Source organism: Bradyrhizobium sp. NAS96.2, from assembly GCF_001908235.1.
In the GTDB taxonomy this organism is placed as follows: Bacteria; Pseudomonadota; Alphaproteobacteria; order Rhizobiales; family Xanthobacteraceae; genus Bradyrhizobium.
The window spans coordinates 1-17592 of sequence record NZ_LGHK01000179.1 but is presented as its reverse complement, the minus strand read 5'-3'; the positions used below and the strand labels follow the sequence as shown (position 1 = coordinate 17592).

Genomic DNA, 17592 nt, shown 5'->3' with positions numbered 1-17592 from the left:
GAGTAAAATATTTCCGATCCGCCGCCAGGCGCGACATACCGATAGTGGCGGGCGCTTTGGAATTCCCATGCAATGCAGAAACTCTCCTGAGCTTCTGAGTAGGAGTCGTTGTCGGATATCTGCTTGGGACAATCGCGACCCGTGCTTCTTGATCCGAACGAAACTCCAGATCGAAAGATCGACCGCGATGTTGCAGAGCAACGTCCGGTTCCCAGTTGAGCCCGCGCTTTACGGTACACCACCGCGGTGCTAGTCGTTCGCTTTAAATAGCAGATTTAAAAGGGAGGATTTCATGCGGTTGATTCACGCAGCGGCATTCGCTCTTTGTTTGCTCACAGCTGCCCCGGTGGGGTCCTATGCCGGTGACCCCAGGAGCGATGTCTCGGCGGCTTACGCAGCATTTGATGCGGCATACAACAAGGGCGACCCGAAGGCTGTTACCGCCTTGTATCTGCAGAACGCGAAGGTACTACCGCCAACCCACGAGGTGGCGTCGGGTCCGGCGGCGATCGAGAAGGTTTTTGCCGGATTCTACGCCAACGGGGTAACGGACCACAAACTTCAGCTGATCGATGCAGGGGGCGATGACAAGGTCCTCTATGGCACGGCAAACTGGAGCGCCAAAGGCAAGGACAAGGATGGCAAGCCTGCGAGCTTCTCTGGCATCGCCACGCACGTGTTCGAGCGTCAGGCGGATCGTTCGCTGAAGCTGAGGTTACATACCTTCAACTGAGCTGGCCGTATGTATCGCCTGACGCCGCGCGAGGAGACTTTGCGTGGATATCGCGGAATGGCTTCGTGATCTTGGGCTGGAGCGCTACACTCAGGCCTTCCAGGATGCTGAAGTCACGCCCGAGGTCCTGTCAGAGCTGACCGAGGCCGACCTGCGGGAGTTGGGGCTCCCGCTCGGGCCGCGAAAGATCGTGCTCAAGGCGATCCAGGCCGTGGCCGGCCCGCCGACGACCGTCCGGCTGCCGGAGGCGCGGCGAGAGGAAGCTGGGTCGAAGGCGGCTCCGGTCTCGCTTGAGGCCGAGCGGCGGCAACTAACGGTGATGTTCGTCGACTTGGTGGGCTCGACGGCACTCTCGTCCCGGCTCGATCCCGAAGAGATGGGCGAGCTGATCCGGGATTACCAGAACACGGTGGCCGGCGAGATCACGCGCTACGAGGGGCACATCGCCAAGTTTCTCGGCGATGGCGTGCTCGCCTACTTCGGCTGGCCCCGGGCGCACGAGGACGAGGCCGAGCGCGCGGCCCGGGCGGGCCTCAGCCTCACCGCGGCAGTTGCCGCGCTCGCCGCGCCGGGAGGCGGTGCGCTCGCCGCGCGGGTAGGCATCGCGACCGGGCTGGTCGTCGTCGGTCACCTGGTCGGCGAGGAGGAGGCGCGCGAGCGGGCGGTGGTCGGCGAGACCCCAAACCTGGCGGCGCGGCTGCAGGGGGTGGCGGAGCCGGGGCGCGTGGTCGTTGCCGAGGCCACACGCCAGCTGCTCGGTGATCTCTTCGCCTACCGCGATCTGGGTGCGCTGCGCCTGAAAGGCTTCGCCGAGCCGGTGCGGGCTTGGACCATCCTCGGCGAGGGGACCGCCGAGAGCCGGTTCGACGCCCGACACGGCGCGTCCACCACCGCGTTGGTGGGGCGCGACCAGGAACTGGCGCTGCTGCTGGAGCGGTGGGAACGGGCGAAGGAGGGCGAAGGGCAAGTGGTCCTGCTCGCCGGCGAGCCGGGCATCGGCAAGTCCTGCCTCATCCACGGCCTGCGCGACCGGCTCGGCAGCGAACCGCGTACGCCATTGCGGCATTATTGCTCGCCTTATCACACCAACAGCGCACTCTACCCGGTTATCGGCCTTCTCGAGCGAGCGGCGGGGCTACAGCGAGGGGAGCCATCAGAGCGTCAGCTCGACAAGCTCGAGACGATGCTGGCCCTAGCAGTGGAGAACGTCCAAGAGAGCGCTCCGCTCCTCGCGGACTTGCTCGCAATCCCAACCGGCGAGCGCTATCGGCCACTGGCCCTGAGCCCGCAGCACAAGAAGGAGAGGATATTCCAAGCGCTCCTCGATCAGGTGGCGGGCTTGGCGTCGCGCCAACCGGTGCTGGCACTCTACGAGGACGTGCACTGGATCGACCCAACCACGCTCGAGCTGCTGGGCCGGGTTGTCGATCGGGTGCAGCGCCTGCCGGTGCTGGCCGTGATCACTTTCCGGCCAGAGTTCGCCCCGCCGTGGACCGGGCACGGGCACGTCACCACGCTCTCGCTGAGCCGGCTAGGACGGCGGCAGGGCGCCGCCGTCGTCGAGCGGGTGACCGGGGGCAAGCGGCTTCCAGACGAGGTGCTCGAGCAGATCCTCGCCAAGACCGACGGCGTGCCCTTGTTTGTGGAGGAGCTGACTAAGACGGTGCTGGAGTCCGGTTTGCTCGAAGACAGGGGCGCCTGCTATGAGCTGACCGGCCCGCTACCGCCGCTGGCAATCCCGGCGACGCTGCAGGATTCGTTGATGGCGCGGCTCGATCGGCTGGCTCCCGTCAAGGATGTGGCTCAGATGGCCGCTTGCATCGGACGCGAGTTCTCCCATGAGCTTCTGGCCGCGGTGGCGTCGCTCGGTGAGAACGTACTCGGTGATGCACTCGCCCAGTTGCTCGCCGCGGAGCTGGTCTTCCGGCGCGGCGCACCGCCCAAGGTCGGCTACAGCTTCAAGCATGCCCTGGTTCAGGATGTTGCCCACGAGAGCCTGCTCAAGAGCCGGCGGCAGCAGATCCACGCGCGGATCGCTGCCGTTCTCGAGGAGGGCTTTCCGACGGTCGCCGAGACCGAGCCCGAGACGCTGGCACAGCATCTCACCGAGGCCGGGCTGGCCGACCGGGCCGTGGGCTATTGGCTGCGGGCGGGCCGAAACGCCGCCGAGCGCTCCGCCAATCTCGAAGCGATCAGCGATCTGTCAAAAGGGCTGGAGGCGCTGAACAGGCTGCCGGCGGGTCCAGAGCGCGACCGGCAGGAGCTCGCATTGCAGACAGCGATCGGCACGCCGCTGATCGCTGTCCATGGCTACGCCGCCCCGCAAACCGGTGCAGCCTACAGTCGGGCGCGCCTTCTGTGCGAGCGGCTCGGAGACGCGGGAGCTCTGTTCGCCACCCTCAGCGGTGAGTTCACGTATCACTTCGTGCGCGGTGACTATCGCATGATGCGAGAGCTGACCGAAGAGGCGCGGCGCACGTCGGAGCGCACTGCCGATGCGGCTCTTCGGCTGGCGGCACACCGTCTGTCCGCGCTTACGGCCCTGCAGGTCGGAGCGTTTGTCGAAGCGCGCTCCGAATTCGAGACGATCTTGCGCCTTTATGACCCGAGCCAACATCGCCCGCCACCGGTCCATTACGTCCACGATCCGAAGATTTCGGCGCTCGCCTATCTCCCGGTCATCCTCTCGATCCTGGGCTATCCGGAGCAGGCGCGACGCTCGAGCGTGGCGGCGTTGCAGTATGCCGAGGTGTTAAACCAGGCAAACCTCACCGCTCATGTCCGAGTTTACGGCGGCGCCGGGCTTGCCGAGCTTCTTGGCGATACGACGGCGGTGCAGGGTCATGCGGATGCGATCATCGGGCTCGCCGATCAGCACAGCTTGCATTACTTCCGGCTAAGCGGCCAAATCCTGAGAGGCTGGGTGATGGCTCAGGAAGGGGCTACCGAGGCGGGGCTGGCGCTGATGCGCCAGAGTGCCGCTGAGCGGCTCACCTTGGGCGTCGGCTGGTACCAGATCCGATATCTGTGCATGCTGGCGGCAACTCACCTGCAAGCAAGCGCCGCCGAAGAAGGATTGGGCGTCATCGCGCAAGCGACGGATCTCGTCGCGCGAAACAACGACCACATGTGGGAGGCGGAACTCCAGCGACTTGAGGGTGAGTTGCGGTCTGCCCAGGGGGCATGCCCGGCCGACGTCGAGTCCTGTTTTGAACAGGCGCTGGTAACGGCGCGGGGTCAGAGCGCCAAGTCATTCGAGCTGCGGGCCGCGATCAGTCTCGCCCGACTCTGGCGCGCCCAGGGCAAGTACCCCGAGGCTCGCGCTCTGCTCGCGCCGGTCTACGGCTGGTTCAGCGAAGGCTTTGAGACCCGCGATCTGAAGGAAGCGAAGGCCCTGCTCGACGAACTCTCGTAACTTCCGGTATTGGCCCATCTCGACCAACGCGCCCGACCGGCCACCTGCCCGCTGCGTGGCGTAGACCGGACCTCACTGGCACCGGGCTAGACTGTAGCGATTGACCCAATGCGGACGGCTCGCTTGGTTCCATTCATTGTTGAACACAGAGGCGCGGGTGGCTTAAAGTCTGTTGGAAAACCCGAGCAGGTGCGAAACCTGTTGTCGGCGCCGGATTGCGCCTCGTAGTCTGCTCACCGTCCCGAATGAGCTTGCTATGAGTGCAACCTTCGCCTGGCGCCCGATCCATTTCACCCAGCAGATTGAACGCGTTTATGTGGAAGAGATGCAGCTGCGCATGATTCCGCTGCAGCGACTTGCATGCACAATCGGCATCGCCGCGTTTGCTGGGTTTCAGCTTTGGGATCTCCTGCTCGATCCGCACGCGCTCCCCAGGACCGCTCCGATCCGCCTAGCAATCATCGCGCTTTTCGCTGCCGAGTTCGTCATTACGTTCGTGCCGTCGCTCCGAAGGCCACCGTACCTTCTGATGCAGAATATCGCGGTCTACACGTTCGTAGCGGTCGGCTTCAGCCTGATCCTGGCGCAACTGCCGAACGGGTTTCTCGCAGGCGTTTCAGGGTTCTTGCTGGGCATGATCTTCATTCCGGTCGTCGTCATCGGGACCGCGCAGGCGGCCGCTACGCTGACGCCGCTCGTCCTCAGCCCGCTCCTAGTCATGGCGCTGGCGGGAGCGACAAGGTTGGAAATCGTCAACGCCTTATCGTGGATTGTCGGCGGCGCGGGGTTTGTACTCGGTTTTGCGTATCTGCTCGACGTGATTAACCGGCGCGCCTTCCAGCTCGAGCAAATGCTCGAAACCGAAAAAAACCGTTCGGAAAACCTTCTGCTCAACATTCTTCCGGCCGACATCGCGGAACGGTTGAAGGCGGGCGAGAAGCCGCTTGCCGATCGCTGTGACGCGGTGACTGTGTTGTTTGCTGATCTCGTCGGGTTCACGGAACTGTCGAGAAGGCTGCAAGCGGGTGACATCGTCGACTTGCTCAACGACTTGTTTTCTCGCTTCGATAGCCTGGTCGAGCAGCACGGCGCGGAGAAAATCAAAACAATAGGCGACGCTTATATGGCTGCGGCGGGGTTGTCCGGCGGTGATGGGGACCACGTGGCATCAATCGCCGACCTCGCCCTCGACATGCGGGAAGCCTTTGGCAAGTTTTGCCGGCACCACGGTCTCGCGCTCGACTTGCGCATCGGCGTGCACTCAGGCGAGGTTGTCGCGGGCGTGATTGGCAGGCAAAAATTTGCCTACGACCTATGGGGTGACACCGTAAACGTGGCAAGCCGAATGGAATCGAACGGTGTGCCAGGCGAGATTCAGATCTCAGCTGAGACTAGACGGTTACTCTCCGCCCGTTATCACGCGGTGCCGCGCGGGGAAATCGAAATCAAGGGGCACCTGCCGCGGATGACATATCTCCTGCAGGGCGCGGGATGACCGCTTGTGGCCCCACCGCGTCAGTTGGCGCAGCAGTGACATGTCCGGTGCCGGTGATGAACCGGAAGTCCCGAGTTCAGGTGTATACCGACGCGATTGACCCACCTGAGACATCGGTCCCCTCAACCCACGTGTGACGAACCATCGAACATTGTGCTAATCTGGGCTCGGCTGGCGCCTTCCTGAACCGGAGGGATGGCAATGCGACGGCGATCCAGAGCGGGCGGCAAATCGACTAACGCGCAACCTCGCAAGGCGGTCGCGCACAGGCACCGCACTGCGCCAAAGGCGCGACCCCTTAGCTCATCCGCTGCCAGTGAAGCAAAGGTCGAGCGCCTCACCCGCGAGCGCGACGAGGCGCTGGAACAACAAGCGGCGACCTCGAAAGTGCTCCAGGTTATCTCCAGCTCGCCCGGCGACCTTGAGCCAGTATTCCAGGCCATGCTGGAGAACGCGTCGCGCATCTGCGAGGCCAAATTCGGCATTCTGATGCTGGCAGAAGGCGATGCTTTCCGACTAGGCGCGACCCACAACGCGCCGCAGAAGTTCGCCGAATATATGCAACGCGGGCCAGTGCGGCCCAGTCCGCATACAACCTTTGGCCGCGCTGTAGCAACCAAGCAGGTTGCGCAAACTGCCGACATCACGATTGAGCAACCTTACCTTCAGGGCGACCCTTTGGCGGTGGCAGCCGCTGAGCTTGGCGGCTATCGCACTGTCCTGGCTGTGCCGATGCTCAAGGAGGGCTGCATGATCGGTGCGCTCGTTTTTTTCCGCCAGGAGGTGCGCGCGTTCAACGACAAGCAGATATCGCTGGTGCAAAATTTTGCCGCTCAAGCCGTCATCGCCATCGAGAATGCGCGGCTCTTGGACGAGCTGCGCGAGCGTACGAGCGATCTTGAAGAGTCGCTCGAATACCAGACCGCGACGAGCGACATGCTCAAGGTCATCAGCCGCTCGACCTTCGATCTCCACCCCGTGCTGGAGACGGTCGCCCGTACTGCGGGACGATTGTGCGAGGCCGAGATGGCGTTCATCTCGCAGCGCGACGGCGACGTCTTCCGCTACGTCGCGGCTGTCGGCTTGACGCCTGAAGCCGAAGCCGGCGCCGTCAGATTGCAGAAGTACCTTGATACTCATCCGGTTTCCGGGCTCTCGGGCCGGCGTACAATGACCGGGCGGGTGGTCTCGGAACGTCGCGCTGTGCAAATCGCCGACATCACTGCCGACGCAGAATATCAGTTTCCCGAGATCTTCGAGCTCGCGAGAGTACGCGCGCTCCTTGGCGTGCCGCTGCTGCGCAACGCCGAGCCGATTGGCATCATGAGCTTGGCGCGCCAACGCGCCGAGCCGTTTACCGAGCGGCAGATCGAATTGGTACGCACCTTTGCCGACCAGGCGGTGATCGCCATCGAGAACACGCGGCTGTTGACAGAGCAGCGCGAAGCGCTCGAGCGACAAACCGCGACCGCCGAGGTGCTGGAAGTCATCAATTCATCGCCCGGCAATCTCGCGCCGGTGTTCGACGCGATCCTGGCGAAGGCGCATCGCCTCTGCGGCGTCGCATATGGCAGCCTGCAAGTTTATGACGGCGAATGGCTCCGAGCTGTTGCTGTGCATGATTTGCCAGAACAATTCGCTGAAATCTTGCGGCGGGGATTTCGGGCCTCTGACCATCCGGTAGGCCGGGCCTTGCTTGCCGGCGCCCGCCTCGTTCATCTTGATTGCGCGGAAGTTGATCATCCGGTCATGCTAAGCGCAGTCGAGCTCGCTGGGATCCGTACTGCGCTGTTCTTGCCACTGCGTCGGGACGAGACGCTCCTCGGAATGATCGTGTCCGGCCGACGCGAGGTTAAGGCTTTCACCGAGAACGAGATCGCCCTCCTGGAGGGCTTTGCCGCGCAAGCGGTGATTGCGATCGAGAACGCCCGTCTTCTGACCGAGACGCGCGAGGCGCTGGAGCGGCAGACCGCAACGGCGGAGATCCTCAAGGTGATCGCCTCCTCTCCGTCGAATGTGCAACCGGTGTTCGACGCGATCGTGAACAGCGGTACAAGGTTGTTCGAACCCTGCGCCGCGACCATAACAACGCTGAAAGACGGTATGCTCCATTGGAATGCCACGGCGGCGCTGTTGCCTGGTTTCGATGTCGAGCTTGCACGCTCACTCTATCCGATTCCGTTCGACCCGATCCGGGCCCCTTCGGCACGCGCCATTCTCGAACGCAGGGTTATCGAAATTCCAGACGTCGCCGCCCCTGATACACCTGAGTTTACGCGCCACGCTGCTGCTTCCGGCGGCTTCGGCTCTATTACGATCGTGCCGCTGGTCGACCAGGACAAGGGCATCGGCACGATCATATTTACGCACCGAGACAAGGGGTTCCGATTTTCGCAAAAGCAGCTCGCGCTCGTACAGACCTTTGCTGATCAGGCAGTCATCGCAATCCAAAACGCCCGGCTGTTCAACGAACTCGAGCGCCGCACCCGGGACTTGAGCGAATCGCTGCAGCAGCAGACCGCAACCGCGGATGTGCTCAAGGTCATCAGCCGCTCTACTTTCGAGTTGCAGAAGGTGCTTGACACGCTGACTGAGTCGGCTTGTCGGCTGTGCGAGGCCTACGATGCCGCATTGTTTGTGCGAGAAGGCGATTTCCTACGCCTCGGAGCTCACAACGGCCCAATTCCAATTGACTTCAGAAAATCGCCGATATCGAGGCAGTGGGTCACCGGACGCTCGGTAGTCGATAGTAGGCCCGTCCATGTCCACGACCTGCAGGCCGAGACATCCGAGTTTCCTGTCGGCTCCGACATGGCTCGTCGGATGGGGCACCGGACAATTTTCGCCGTACCTCTCATGCGCGAGCAAAAGGTCATTGGGTCGCTCGTCGTCCGTCGAACCGAAGTCCGCCCTTTCACCAAACAGCAGATCGCATTGGCTGAGACTTTCGCCGATCAAGCCGTGATCGCAATCGAAAACGCACGGCTCCTGGGTGAATTGCGGGAGCGTCAGGCCGAATTGCGCACCACCTTCGACAACATGGGCGACGGCGTCGCGATGTTCGACGCTGCGGCGCGACTGGCGGCATGGAACCGCAATTTGCAGGAGATGCTCGATCTGCCGGAGGCCTTGCTCGCAAATCGGCCAAGCTTGGCCGAGCTTTTCCGCTATCTGGCTGCACGAGGTGAGTTCGGCTCGACCGAGCTCGAAGCGCAACTGAGCCGGTCCCTCGAAGATACCAGGCAGGAGATGCGCCACGAGCGAACGCGTCCGGACGGTCGCGTCGTCGAGGTACGCCGGAATCCGGTGCCGGACGGCGGCTTCGTCCTGATCTATGCCGATGTCACGGAGCGAAAGCGCGCCGAGGAAGCCATTCGCGCGGCGCGTGATGCCGCCGAAACTGCACTGCGCGAGTTGCAGATGACGCAGGACCGTCTGGTCCAGACCCAAAAGCTGGCGTCGCTCGGTCAGCTCACAGCGGGAATTGCGCATGAGATCAAGAACCCGCTCAATTTCGTCAACAACTTCTCGAGCTTGTCGGTCGAACTGATCGACGAACTGCAGGAGGCTTTGCGGCGAGTGCAGGTCGACGACACGACGGGAACCGAAATCGCCGACTTGGCGGATACCCTGCGCGATAATCTCTGCAAGATCGTGCAGCACGGCAAGCGTGCCGATTCGATCGTCAAGAACATGCTGTTGCATTCGCGCCAGGGGTCTGGCGCGCGTCGTCCCTCCGACATCAACGCAATCGTCGAGGAAAGTCTCAACCTCGCCTATCACGGTGCGCGGGCGGAAAAGCTGGACTTCAACATCACGCTCAAGCGCGACCTCGATCCCGCGGCGGAGATGATTGAACTGTACCCGCAGGAGATCATGCGGGTATTCCTCAACCTGATTTCAAACGGCTTTTACGCAGCCACGAAACGCAAGGAGGTCGCTGGTGATGGTTTCGAGCCAACGCTGAGCGCAACAACAAGACAACTCGGCAGCGCCGTGGAAATCCGGATTCGCGACAATGGCACCGGCATTCCACCCGAGCTCAAGGAGAGTATCTTCAATCCGTTCTTCACCACCAAGCCGGCCGGCGAAGGAACAGGGCTCGGACTTTCGATCTGCCACGATATCGTCGTGAAACTGCATGGCGGAACGATCGACGTCGATACCGAGCCGGGCGCTTTTACTGAATTCATCATCACGCTGCCGCGTGCAGTGTCCGCACCATTGCAGGCCGGAGGCAAGAGTTGAGCGTCTATATTCTGGTCGTCGACGACGAGCCCGATGTCGAAGCGCTGTTCCGTCAGCATTTCCGGCGCGATCTGCGGGCCGGTCGCTTTCTCATGGAATTTGCACCTTCGGCGCCCGTAGCGCTGCAACGCGCGCTCGAGATTCGCGATGCCACCCTCATCCTGATCCTGTCGGACATCAACATGCCCGGGATGAGCGGGCTGGAGATGCTGCCGATCGTGCGCGCAGCCCGGCCCGACGTCCCCGTCATCATGATCACAGCCTACGGTGACGCCGAGACCAAGCGCAAGGCGCTGGAAAACGGCGCGAGCGACCTATTGACCAAACCGATCGATTTCGCGGCGCTGCGCCAAGAGATCGATGCACGGCTCGAGCAGGCCGCATGACCGCCACCATCCTCGTGGTCGATGACGAGCCGGATTTGGAGGCGTCGGTGCTCCAGAAATTCCGGCGGCAGGTTCGCGGATGGGCTGATCAGTTTCATGTTCGCGCCCATCTGACAGGGAGGGACTGCTTTTGACCCAACTGCGACATCAACAGCCGTATTTCGCTGCGACGCAGAACCTTGAGTTTGGTATGCTTATCCTCACGGGGCACTTCGTACCTGCCGACGAGGCGATCGAATGAAGCGGCGCGAGTTCGTTACCGTTCTCGGTGGTTCGGTCATTGCCGTTGCGTGGCCGATCGCTACGCCTGCACAGCAGGGGCACATGCGGCGGGTCGGCATACTTATGGGGTGGGATGAAAACGCTCCTGCAGCAGCGCCCATTCTCCCCACCTTGACACAGCGACTTCACGATCTGGGTTGGATAGAAGGCAGCAACATCCGGCTGGACGTTCGCTGGGCGGCAGGAAGTGTCGATCGGATGCGGGTCTTCGCCAAAGAGTTGGTTGGACTGGCGCCCGACCTGATCCTTGCATCCACGACCCCAGCGACCCTTGCGCTCCACCAAGAGACGCGGACGGTCCCAATTGTGTTTGTGACAGTCTCCGATCCGGTAGGCGCTGGGCTTGTCGCGACCCTGTCCCGCCCTGGCGCGAATATCACTGGGTTCATCAATCTAGAACCGACGATGGGAGGCAAGTGGCTCGAGCTTCTCAAGGAAATCGCGCCCAGCATTGGGCGGGTCGCCATCATGTTCAATCCGGATACGGCACCCAAAGGCGGATTATATTTCTTGCCCTCATTCGAGGCCGCCGCGCGATCGCTCCACGTCGCGTCGATCACGACACCCGTTCATAGTGAAGCGGAAATTGAAACGGCGATCACGATGCTTGGACGCGAGTCGGGAGGTGGCCTGGTTGTCGAGTCGGATGGATTTATGACTGTCCATCGCGCAAAGATCATATCGCTGGCGACCCAATACAAGGTGCCTGCGGTTTCGGATCGAACGCTTCCTACTGAACAGGGAGGGCTGCTCTCCTATGGCCCCGTCGATGATGACATATTTCTTGGTGTCGCCCTCTACGTCGATCGTATTCTCCGTGGCGCGAACCCAGCGGAGCTTCCGGTTCAGGTGCCGACCAAATTTGAGATGAGGCTAAATCTCAAGTCCGCCGCCATGCTCGGTCTTGCGGTGCCACCGTCAATCCTTGCTCGCGCCGACGAGGTGATCGAATGAGGAAGCCACTTGCTGCGGCGCATGAGTTCGGAGATGGCCCTGAAGCGAAGTCGCGCAGACGCTCGCTGAGGTCCGCTGTCACAGATTTCCGTGAGAGGGTCGTCGCGATCCTTGACGCACAATGCATGCAGGGTTCTTTCATAAGCTGTCATGATGCGGCTAATCTCTGTCGGCTTCATCCCGCGGATTTGCGTATGCAGGTAGACCGACATTTTGCACCTCATGAGCTTAAGCAGATCAATGAAACCATCCCATGGAGACCTTCTCGGCTGCGAGACAGCAACGCCTCGTAGTTATCGCTGCACTACGTCTGGGCCTGCAACGTGCAACCGCTGTGCTGTGTTAGTCCTCAAGACTATCAAATCCCCCGAGTTGGACGATCTTTTCGAGGTCGCCAAGCGTGACGACCCGCCGCTTTAGATCAAGAATGCCTTCGGTGCGGAATCTCTGGAGAATGCGGTTTACGTGCACGACGCTTAGTCCAAGTGCGTCGGCCAGCTTCGATTGAGTGATCGGAAAGTCAAACTGCTCGTTGGCGACCATTCCCATAGCTCCAAGCCGCTGGCGCAATTCGGCAATCAAATAGGCCATACGTCCCGAAGCCGATCGTGTTCCCAGGTTGACGATCCACTGCCGGAACAGCGCGGCGTCAACAAGCGACTCTCGCCACAGCGCCCGCGCCAGAGCCGGCCGCGTTGCAAGGATTCGTTCGAGCGCATTGTGATCAATAAAACCAAGCCGCGCTTCCGACAGCGTCGTCAGATCATGGTCCATCCGCTTCAGCGGCAAGCCATGAAGGTCGGGCATATCGCCCGCGATGTGAAATGACAGGATCTGGCGCTTGCCATTTTCCGAGACCTTGGAGCGATAGGCGAAACCGCTCAAAATCACGCAGCAATGAGTGCTAAGCTCACCCTCTCGAACGATAGGCGAGTCTCCCGGCAAGCTCTTCACCGACGCCACGACCGACCGGAGAGCTTCAATGTCTTCATTGGGCAACTCCGAGTGTTGCCGCAATTTGCGGATCATCGTCTCGATAGGCATCACAGGTTCCAAGGTTGTGGCTGGGAGCGGTATGAGTTCCGCGCCAAGCATAGGCTTGGAACGGGCGGACATGCACTCAATTATTCCGCCAGCTTCTGTGCGATAGTCCTGTTCAGGTCGAAATGCCGCGTTATTATTTTCATGTCCTGCATGGGGACCGTTACGACGACGAAACCGGCGTTGAGCTCCGGAAAGGGACGCGACGCGGAAGGAGGCCATCTTCACCGCGGGCCAACTTCTCCAAGACCTGAATGGCCGACTGAAGCCCGGCCAGGAATGGCGAAGGGAAGTGGCGGACGAGACCGAAAATCCTGTCTGCGTCCTTCATGTGCTCGCCGAGAGATACTAACTTGATGGAACTCCCGGCGACGGGGGCTCCAACGGTTCGGCAGAAGCGTGGTCGACGGGGCTTGCAAATGCCACCTGGGTGCGGCTGCGGCGAAGTCGGCGAGTTACCAAGGTTGGATGTCATTCGGGTTTTGGACGAGCGGCGGCGCCGTCGGAAACAAAGCCTGCCGTTCACGGTTTACCTTGATCATCGAGCAGCCACTATCCTGTCGGTCGGTCGAGATTATCAGCGAGGCGATGGCGAGCGACGATCAGCAATTCGTCTTTGAAAGCCCGGTCTATCCCGGCCAGCCGATCCACCGCACTGCCCTGGCAACCGCCTTGCGCGGCACCAAGCACGAAAAGCACCCGGAAAATTCCAAGACGCCCGGGCTGCGCGAATTGCTCGGCCTGAAGCCGTTCAGGCCACACGACCTGCGGCGTACCGCCGCGACGCTGGCCGGCGAGCTTGGCTTCTCCGAGGCCGCGATTGCCAAGTGCCTCGACCACGCGGTAACCAAGGACGACGAAAATCAATCGGGTGACGACCACCGTCTACAATCAGTCGAAGCGCATGCAGCAGAAGCGCGCGGTGCTCGACGGCGTCGCGGCCGAGTTGCGACGGATCATCGGCAAGCCAGTAGACACAGACACCGAACTGCGGCGGGTCGCCTGACCCTCGACGGTTGATCTACCCATCAGCGTGTTCATTACAGGCTATCGGGCTGGGCTCGACGTGAATTCCAGGTCAGGCTCTCGAAAGGTTATGTCAGCGATCCTAACGGCGAACCCGCAGCCGCTTTCGCTTCCATGCCGCCATCATGTCTTGGACCGCGACGATAGCCGCCCATAGCGCCAAACCCGCTACGCCCATCATGAACAATGTTGCTTCATTCATTGGACAAGAACCCTGTCTGGCCCCGCCTATGAACGCTAAGCCCCCTTCCTCGTTCCGGGTCGCCCTCATAGGTTCCATTAAATACCGACGCGCGGTGCTCCTTGAGGGCACGCTCATTCTGAGCGAGGACGTGCCGCCCAAGCCAGTGCCGACGGCGCCCATACCACCGTTCAACCCTGGCAGACTGCCGAAACCACCGAAGCGCGCCCGTTGACAGTCTGAGCACCACGAGCCTCAACTTGTCTGCAATTGCACCGACGAGGACGACCACATTGGATGATATCGAGAAGCATGGCCTTACCTTGATCGAGGTCATGAAAGCCGCCGGGATTTGCACGGGGCAGATCGTCCAGCGAGAAACGGTTGACGCCGTTTGGAGCAAAGACGGTGCGAAGCGTGATGGTCTCACCGCCGGGCTCAAGTTTCCCGAGAGCTTCGGTTGGATCGAAGACCCTGATGGCAGCGGGACATTCCTGAGGCTGACCGCCGCCGGGGCGGCAATATAACACGTGCGGTCGCCCGCCAGGCTGCTTAGGTCGCCGGTCGCCGCCCGGCGAATTGTCCAAGCGCCCATGTGCCCCGACCGTGGCGGAGCCAGTGAAGGAATGACCGGGCGAGCGGGGCAGCCGAAGTGGTCCGTGGAGGTCGGATCGAGCTAGTCGCAGCGCCGCTCCCTGCGCGTAACCATGCGGCCATCGTCGCGTTCAACCGTCGTGGTCACTGTGCGGCAATGCTGCCGTGGGCCGATGGTGACGCCACCCGGGCCAACGCCGACGGTGGTGTCGCGGTCGTAGCGGTCGCGGTCCCTGTAGTCGCGGTCTCTGTAATAGCGATCCTCGCGATCCCGTCCGATCTGGACATCAACGCCTTGTGCCAGCCTGACGCCTTCGGCTTTGGCTGGAATAGCAAGGGATGTGGTTGTTAGCGCCGCTGCGGCTGCCGCCACTGCGGCTGCCGCCAGGGCAAGGCCGATTTTCAGCATATGGATGTCCTCCCTTGAGCATGAGCCGGTGTAACGGGGGCGGACGCCGACCGTTCCACGGGGTAAAGCCGCCCGATGATCTGCACTCGATCACGACCAACCAAGCCGCGATCATCAACCTGTCCCAAATCAACTGCTACGAGGGCAACTTAGTGCCCCTCCCCGGGCGGCGTCCCCGAATACATCTCAAACGCGAAAGGCTCGCTATAGGCGGGAACTTGAAAAACGCTGGGCGGAACAGAGGCAGTTCACCATCCTTTCAGCCCAGAGCACCTACCCATCTCGTCGGGCAGCGCCAACGAGGAGGTGTAATCATGTCTAACGGTCGGAGAGCTTTGATGCCGTCGGTGTCGTTATCGGTTGGATCGACGCCTGTAAGCAGCGCCGCTTAGATGATTTGCTAGACCTCGACGATGAGACGGCTGCGGTCGAGTGCTGCGAGGGCGGGAGCTTTCAAGGCCGAGCCGCGATGAAATGGTACTGGGGTCAAAGGCTCGCGGCGTTCGGAGCCGATGCGTTCGAGATCGAGGCGTTGATGCCCGAGGGGGGACTGTGTCTCGCTCGAGTATCGCGCGCATGATGGCCAGCGCGTGCACACGTATTTCCGGTTTACTGATACGGGAAAAATCCGGCTTACGGCCTGCGCGCCGATCAGAGAGACTGCCTAGTATATTCGCTAGGCCGGCCGCGCGTCCGGTTCGCAGGTAACTCGCAAGGCCGCCTCTAATTCCGCTAGAACGTCGCGCAGAAGGCCGAGCGCGAGCGGATCGGTCACGGCGCGCTCCATCATACGGTAGCGCATGATGCGATCTTGAAGCTCTCGTCGTTCCTCGTCGTCGTCCATAACGCGCTCCTCACTTGAGCAATGACGCCGAACGAGGTCGATCGTTGCGAGGAACTTAGGAAAATATTAGTCGGAATAGCGGCGCACCGTCTGGTATCCGCCGGTATGCTTAACTCGGCGGCTGCAAGTCGGCCGACGCCACCCATCGGCTCGTCCGAAGCGCCGCCTCGATCTGGCGCAGCCTACGATTAATCAACTCGCGCGTAATGGGGATAGAGCGTTTGCTGGGCACCGCTCTCTCTCCTGTGTAACGTTAGGCGAGAGAGCGTCGGTGGCCTCTCACCCACCGGCGCCAGGGTAATTTGCCGGCGGCGACCGACAACGAATAAGTCGCTCGGGTGGTTCAAAACAGGCCACAGTTCCACTGCGTGTTCTTTCAGAACAACCCGATCGGGGCGAAAATTGCGACCTCGATCAGGAAAGCAGTGCTCATGGTTGCGACGGTGAGAAACACGTCGCTGGGCGAAAGGCTTGTCATAGTGCGCCTCGCAGTGCGAAGCCCCAGTGGTAATTCATCTATGATAAAAAGGTTCGGTTCCAGAGGATCGAAGCCGATCCGACGCACGCTGTGATCGTGGCGGCAGGAAGGCTCTGCACATGCAAAGAAGCTGTGCGCACCCGCTAAAGGTAGCAGCCATGGCCCCATCCCGCGCCAATGATCCGCTTCTTCTGGAACCGCACCACTCCCGCGCGATCTGCAACGAAATCGGCGATCGGCTTCGGCAGCATCTCGCGCACGACGCTGCTCCTATTCCGCCGCAACTGCGAAACCTGTTAGGTCGGTTCGCGGAGTTGGAGGGCGCTGCAAGCCTTCCCGAACCAGCGCAAGCCCGGCAGCGTCCGAGGCGGTCAAGGTTTGGGTCGTTTTCCTGAGCGCGACGGCATCCGGTCGAGGGGATGGAACAATCCACCCCGGCGGGAGTTCTTGGTGGGCACTGCCATCCGAAAGGCCTCGACGCAACTAGCCCCGCGTCGGGGCCTTTCGACGTTTGAGCTAAGGCCGGCCGCAAGGCTCGGCTATCGAATTTCGAGTTCTCTGATCGCCTGAGCCGAAATCTCGGCGGGGTCCTCGATGCCGGTCTGCGCGACCTTGATGACCGTCTTCGCGATCATCTCCGTCAGCGGATCGTCACCATCCCTGACCGAGAGCATAGCCAACGTTAGCTCGTATGCTTTGACAATGCGGTTGGCATCTTTCGGCGCCATGGCGTCGATCTGCAAGCGGATGTAGGTGGACATTTCTTGCCCTCTCAGCCCGGTGCGAGAGGTTACCACGGGAACTGTGGCCTCGGGGAAAATCGGAAGATGGCAAACGAAGAGCCCCCACTGAGGCGGCTTCGCTGTGCTCACGTACGGGCGCTAACGCTAGTTCTTGGTCTGGCGTAGGGGATATACGGTGAGCAAGGCCCGCGAGTTTATCGATTTCTAGATCGAGAATAGCGTTCACGCTGTCGAGCAGTATCGGACTGTCGGCGCGCCTCAGGATGTCGCCGAACTGACCCGCCGCCTTGTCGCGGCTGCCAAGGAGCAGGGTTTCTCGGAGCCCGACTTGCAAGCTGAGATCGGCGACATCTCCGACTACATCGGAGACCGGCTCAAGGCGGCGAACAGGGCTGAGAGCGAACGGCGTTGGCGGTGCAGGCGGTCGACCTTGAGCTTGGCGGTCTGTGACGCTTCTCACACACAAGCCATTCGGCAAGCTTTGGTTCAGCGTAGCCGATGGTGCGTTTAGCGCCGGTACCCGGGGCTGGTGCTCGCCGGGAGGTTGGTACCGACGACGCCTGCCGCTCCTACCTGGCGGTCCTCAAATCTCAGGCACGGGACTGCGCCCCGTGTGATTACGGTACCACCCTTAGCTGCTGGGGGATGAGCTTAAGCTGGGTGTATTAAATTGGGAGAAACAGTCCGCGAGCAAATAGGATTGTCAGATGGACGAACGCGAACTCGACCTTCTCTGTGCGGTGTTCGACGGCGTAGTCGTGGC

13 protein-coding genes and 1 pseudogene are annotated in these 17592 nt (G+C 61.5%); 10 read left to right on the top strand and 4 right to left on the bottom strand.

The genetic code is table 11. The features are described from left to right. The first annotated feature begins 292 nt into the window (after positions 1–292). The 7 genes from AC628_RS31610 to AC628_RS31555 all read left to right on the top strand — a co-directional run bounded on the left by AC628_RS31610 (position 293) and on the right by AC628_RS31555 (position 11513). Positions 293–733 (top strand): YybH family protein, encoded by a 441-nt coding sequence (locus AC628_RS31610; protein WP_074130679.1) that lies wholly within the window; start codon positions 293–295, stop codon positions 731–733. A gap of 43 nt (positions 734–776) precedes the next feature. Further along, positions 777–4148, top strand: coding sequence for an adenylate/guanylate cyclase domain-containing protein (locus tag AC628_RS31605; RefSeq protein WP_074130678.1), 3372 nt, complete (start codon positions 777–779; stop codon positions 4146–4148). Between the two features lie 256 nt (positions 4149–4404). Continuing rightward, positions 4405–5643, top strand: coding sequence for an adenylate/guanylate cyclase domain-containing protein (locus tag AC628_RS31600; RefSeq protein ID WP_074130677.1), 1239 nt, complete (start codon positions 4405–4407; stop codon positions 5641–5643). 201 nt (positions 5644–5844) lie between these two features. Next, positions 5845–9891, top strand: coding sequence for a GAF domain-containing protein (locus tag AC628_RS42275; protein ID WP_168193490.1), 4047 nt, complete (start codon positions 5845–5847; stop codon positions 9889–9891). Then, the gene (locus AC628_RS31560; RefSeq protein WP_074130676.1) at positions 9888–10277 is read left to right on the top strand and encodes a response regulator; all 390 of its coding nucleotides are present in this window, start codon (positions 9888–9890) and stop codon (positions 10275–10277) included. Before AC628_RS42275 ends, AC628_RS31560 begins: the two co-directional genes overlap by 4 nt. After that, complete coding sequence (locus AC628_RS44385; protein WP_168193488.1) at positions 10274–10411, top strand: hypothetical protein; 138 nt, start codon at positions 10274–10276, stop codon at positions 10409–10411. Before AC628_RS31560 ends, AC628_RS44385 begins: the two co-directional genes overlap by 4 nt. 103 nt (positions 10412–10514) lie before the next feature. Then, positions 10515–11513: an ABC transporter substrate-binding protein gene (locus tag AC628_RS31555; RefSeq protein ID WP_074130675.1), complete on the top strand. Its 999-nt coding sequence runs from the start codon at positions 10515–10517 to the stop codon at positions 11511–11513. 342 nt (positions 11514–11855) lie between these two features. On the opposite strand, the gene AC628_RS31545 is transcribed toward AC628_RS31555, so the two are convergent. Beyond that, on the bottom strand, positions 11856–12557 hold the full coding sequence (locus tag AC628_RS31545) for a Crp/Fnr family transcriptional regulator (RefSeq protein WP_074130680.1): 702 nt from the start codon (positions 12555–12557) through the stop codon (positions 11856–11858). 199 nt (positions 12558–12756) lie between these two features. On the opposite strand from AC628_RS31545, the pseudogene AC628_RS46220 reads away from it, so the two are divergent. From AC628_RS46220 to AC628_RS31525, 3 genes and pseudogenes are all read left to right on the top strand, one after another. Beyond that, a pseudogene (locus AC628_RS46220) lies at positions 12757–12906 on the top strand (DUF6894 family protein); the annotation flags it as partial. A 182-nt stretch (positions 12907–13088) separates the two neighbouring features. Then, complete coding sequence (locus AC628_RS43295) at positions 13089–13574, top strand: site-specific integrase (RefSeq protein ID WP_210190288.1); 486 nt, start codon at positions 13089–13091, stop codon at positions 13572–13574. Between the two features lie 480 nt (positions 13575–14054). Next, a complete protein-coding gene (locus AC628_RS31525; RefSeq protein WP_074130671.1) occupies positions 14055–14288 on the top strand; it encodes a hypothetical protein in 234 nt (77 codons plus the stop codon). A gap of 149 nt (positions 14289–14437) precedes the next feature. Here the strand turns inward: AC628_RS31525 and AC628_RS31520 are convergent, their stop codons facing one another. The 3 genes from AC628_RS31520 to AC628_RS31510 form a co-directional block, all read right to left on the bottom strand. Further along, positions 14438–14764 (bottom strand): hypothetical protein, encoded by a 327-nt coding sequence (locus tag AC628_RS31520; RefSeq protein ID WP_074130670.1) that lies wholly within the window; start codon positions 14762–14764, stop codon positions 14438–14440. A 676-nt stretch (positions 14765–15440) separates the two neighbouring features. Further along, positions 15441–15608, bottom strand: coding sequence for a hypothetical protein (locus AC628_RS44380; protein ID WP_168193489.1), 168 nt, complete (start codon positions 15606–15608; stop codon positions 15441–15443). A 1017-nt stretch (positions 15609–16625) separates the two neighbouring features. After that, the gene (locus AC628_RS31510; RefSeq protein ID WP_074130669.1) at positions 16626–16847 is read right to left on the bottom strand and encodes a hypothetical protein; all 222 of its coding nucleotides are present in this window, start codon (positions 16845–16847) and stop codon (positions 16626–16628) included. Between the last annotated feature and the right edge of the window lie 745 nt (positions 16848–17592).

Coding starts and splice junctions, on each gene's coding strand:
- AC628_RS31610 (WP_074130679.1), top strand. CDS start 293: ATGCGGTTGATTCACGCAGCGGCATTCGCTCTTTGTTTGCTCACAGCT.
- AC628_RS31600 (WP_074130677.1), top strand. CDS start 4,405: ATGAGTGCAACCTTCGCCTGGCGCCCGATCCATTTCACCCAGCAGATT.
- AC628_RS42275 (WP_168193490.1), top strand. CDS start 5,845: ATGCGACGGCGATCCAGAGCGGGCGGCAAATCGACTAACGCGCAACCT.
- AC628_RS44385 (WP_168193488.1), top strand. CDS start 10,274: ATGACCGCCACCATCCTCGTGGTCGATGACGAGCCGGATTTGGAGGCG.
- AC628_RS31555 (WP_074130675.1), top strand. CDS start 10,515: ATGAAGCGGCGCGAGTTCGTTACCGTTCTCGGTGGTTCGGTCATTGCC.
- AC628_RS31545 (WP_074130680.1), bottom strand. CDS start 12,557: ATGCCTATCGAGACGATGATCCGCAAATTGCGGCAACACTCGGAGTTG.
- AC628_RS31520 (WP_074130670.1), bottom strand. CDS start 14,764: ATGCTGAAAATCGGCCTTGCCCTGGCGGCAGCCGCAGTGGCGGCAGCC.
- AC628_RS44380 (WP_168193489.1), bottom strand. CDS start 15,608: ATGGACGACGACGAGGAACGACGAGAGCTTCAAGATCGCATCATGCGC.
- AC628_RS31510 (WP_074130669.1), bottom strand. CDS start 16,847: ATGTCCACCTACATCCGCTTGCAGATCGACGCCATGGCGCCGAAAGAT.